This is a genomic window from Aporhodopirellula aestuarii (assembly GCF_023701485.1).
Classification (GTDB): domain Bacteria; phylum Planctomycetota; class Planctomycetia; order Pirellulales; family Pirellulaceae; genus Rhodopirellula; species Rhodopirellula aestuarii.
Window position 1 is genome coordinate 1 of sequence record NZ_JAMQBK010000072.1, and the last position, 3,392, is coordinate 3,392.

Consider the following 3,392-nt stretch of genomic DNA (forward strand, 5'->3'; position numbering starts at 1 on the left):
CAACAAACGGGACATACCCATTTGAAATCCCGCAGGAATCAAATCAATGTCCCACACGGTCAGTAGGGTTCTGCTCAGTGAGTCTTGCCGATGTGCTTAGCACAACGTCCGAATTTCAGTTTGCCCGGAAACTTGCTGACCCGACGGAGTCACGAGCTGCGCGGGGAAGGCGGGATGTCCGGGCAAATGCAAGAACGCCGCCAGCGTGAGACTGACGGCGTTTGGTGAGTTGGGTTTTGTCGATGTTCGAGACCGTTACTCTTCCGTGAGCTCGGTGGTTTCGGGAGCCGGGTTTTCGCTCACCCAAGCGGAGAGTTCATCTTGCTCGGCAGCAGGTTTGGGCGTACCTGAATCCGCTCCACAGCCAAACAGAAGGGGCAAAGCAAAAAGGCACGCGAATGTAAAAAAGAGTCGTTGCATGTGTTCAAGTTTGGTAAGGGTGGAGGATCAAAGAAGATCGCCGCGGCGTCGATGCCCATCTAGGGCCCGCGCCGCGGCGAGAGTGGAATTGTTTCAGCGATGCTTACTCTAAAGTTGTGTCGGTTTCTTTCGCGGCACGTGTTCCTAACGCACCCCACAGCCCAAAGGGACTTTGGGATCCTGCGGGCAGGTACGCCGCACCGTTGCCGACTTGCGCACTGGATTGGTTACCCGCTTCGATCGAATCGGTCACGAATTTGATGGCCCCGTCGGCCATCAGCACGTGGACGCCGCCTTGGTGCCGACTGCTTGCTGGGAGAATGCTGTCGTTGAAGTTATTGGTTTCCATGCACAACAGACTGTTTGGGGGACTGATCGTTGTGAATTTCCCCCAAATACCACGGCTCATTGCCCACTTGTAACCACGGCGTTGTTCCTCGTCGGTGCCACCGCCTTGCAAGGGAGCGTTGGTGAAGCCCGCTTTCCAAAACTGTGGTCGGTTGGGATCGACTTCATCGTCGCACAGCAAAACGCCGCCCGCGGCGCTGACTTCACCACCGGAGTGGGCACCACGTGTGCGGGTGTCGTTGTCGCCAAGGTCCGTTGCGATTTCGCCGGCGCAAATGGTGTTGGAGAGTCCGTCCAGAATGTCACGGAACCGTGAATCCGCACGGTGCACGAACACGCCCCGGCAACCTGCCCGAGCGTTTTGTGCTTGGTTACTGTTGGTTTGTCCGTTGTCGCCGGCAATCCCGGCGAGTTGAAACGCCGAATCGCCAACGCAGGCAACGTAGTTCGTACGCCCTTGGGCGGGCAGGCCGACACCGGGATCGCTCGGACAACGGAAACCGGGGACTTCGGTGAGCCATGGTTCGTAGCGGGTTACAGCGTGGTGCGCCAGCCACCGTCGAGGTGCCGGTCCCATCGAAGGAAAAATGGCGCCGGTGAGCGGGTCTTGCAACGGGTTGCTGATCTGTTCCCAAAGAGCCTGCTGCTCGATGAAGGGAGTGAGCGCGACCAACCAGCTCAATTCGCGGCGATGGTTGGCTGTTGGTGCCCGTGCGGCCGTCTCGCCGTCTGGCGTTCCGCCGATGTTGGGCGTTCCCGATCCGTGGGTGGGCAATTGCTTGTACGCGGAGTGGTAGTTGTGAACGGCAAGTCCGATCTGTTTGAAATTATTGCTGCAGCTCATCCTGCGAGCGGCTTCGCGTGCCGCCTGGACGGCCGGCAGGAGGAGCCCTACCAAGACGCCGATGATCGCAATGACCACCAGCAATTCCACGAGTGTAAAAGCGGTTCGTGAGCGAGAAATTCGCATAAAAGTTACCTTCGAGTAAGGGGCGTTTTCGCATGATCAAAATCACACTGAAGCTGCGAAAACTGAAAGAAAGACGAAGTCAGTGGCAGAGACGCCTTCAATGGAAATGCTGAAGGGGAGTTGAATCCACTTACTGAGATATAGACTAGACGGTGGCCTCTATCGGAACCTTAACGATTGAATCCAATAGCAGTACATAAGTGCCAAAGTAGAAAAGTTTCTCAAAAACACGCCAAGATGCCTTGCTGGAAGCCGTGTTTTCGCCGGTCTATTCCCGTTTTTGGGGGCAAAGACAACCAAGCGGATCGGCGTGCTCCCAATTGCGACGCGACCGTCTCAGCACCTTCGCCGTTCTTCACGTTGTAGTGCTTTCAGTCCGTTGATCGTGCTTTCTTCGTTCTAAAACACGGTGTGGGAGCGGACGGTTTGCGCCGTTCCGCTAAGCTTTCTAGCGGTAGGATGCGAGCCCTCCGGTTCGAGCGAACCCAGATTTCAGGCTAGATAACGCATTCGATTCTGCGCCCACTTCTTGGTCGTCTTCTGCCATGATGAAGGCGTGGAATAACTGCAGTAAACTCGAATCGGTTGTATTCGCGAATGAATGAGCAAACAGACGAACAAGCCCAGACGAACGAGAAGGGCATTTTGGGAAGTGCACGCGATCTATTGGACGTGGCCGCGGACGTTGCCATCGACGCTGCGACCACGTTAGGAACCAATTCGATCGAAGGCGTTGTCGCGGTGTCGGAGCACGTTCAATCCACTCTCGCAAACGTTGCCAACCAGGGGCGAGAGCTGAAAGACGCGGCAGTTCAATCCGCAGCCGATACTGTCGAACAGGTGACGGATTCGGTTTCGCAAACCGCTTGCGACGCCTCGGATGCGGTTACGGAAGCCGTGAGCGATGCGGCGAGTGGAGCGATTGACAGCGCGAGCGACGCATTGGGAAGCTTAGGCGACCTGCTCTAACTAGACTGTGCCACTTTGGATGTCGCAAGGTCTCTCCAAGAGCGAGCCAAGTAGCCAAGTAGGCCAGATCAAGGAACAACGTGACGCCGCTCCGGCATTGTTGTCGCCTGCCGGAACATCGCTCCGCTCGGTCCGGCCTACATCATTCGTCGCCCACCCAACCTTCGCCCTCCAGGCATTAGGGTCGAGCAATAGTAGGCCGGATCAAGGAACGTAGTGACGCCGCTCCGGCATTGGCGTTTTCACCTGCCGGAACAACGCTCCGCTCGGTCCGGCCTACATCAAATCGCCGCCCACGTACTCTTCAGCCTCCTGGCATGAGGGTCGAGCAAGGCGAGGGGAGGTCGTACGGTGCCGGGCTGGTTCTGTTTTGATCCCGTCCCGGAGTCTGCTTGTTTGTCTACCACGAAATACACGAACGACACGAAAGTACTTCTCCGTGTACTGTCTGTTGTGTGCCCCGTACCCAGCTTCGTAACCGTTTCCCGTACTCAGGAGACAAGTGTTCGAACGTCAAGCGTGGAAGGCGAAACCCACGCGTTCGGTTAAGCGGTCAAGTGCCGTGCTCAATACGCACCTTTGTCTGAGCGGGCACGCTGCGAAGGCCGAAGATGAGGTTGAGGTCACAGCGTTTCCCGAGTCGGATGCAGTAAAGAGGCCTGACCCGAATGGCACGGGCGTAAGC

3 protein-coding genes are annotated in these 3,392 nt (G+C 57.0%); 1 reads left to right on the forward strand and 2 read right to left on the reverse strand.

The window, feature by feature from the left end:
* Window positions 1–255 precede the first annotated feature (255 nt).
* Window positions 256–420, reverse strand: coding sequence for a hypothetical protein (locus NB063_RS25060; protein ID WP_250931776.1), 165 nt, complete (start codon window positions 418–420; stop codon window positions 256–258).
* Window positions 421–523: 103 nt separating this feature from the next.
* Window positions 524–1,738, reverse strand: a complete 1,215-nt coding sequence (locus NB063_RS25065) for a DUF1559 domain-containing protein (RefSeq protein ID WP_250931777.1) — start codon at window positions 1,736–1,738, stop codon at window positions 524–526.
* A gap of 597 nt (window positions 1,739–2,335) precedes the next feature.
* On the opposite strand from NB063_RS25065, the gene NB063_RS25070 reads away from it, so the two are divergent.
* Window positions 2,336–2,707: a hypothetical protein gene (locus tag NB063_RS25070; protein ID WP_250931778.1), complete on the forward strand. Its 372-nt coding sequence runs from the start codon at window positions 2,336–2,338 to the stop codon at window positions 2,705–2,707.
* The last annotated feature ends 685 nt before the right edge of the window (window positions 2,708–3,392 follow it).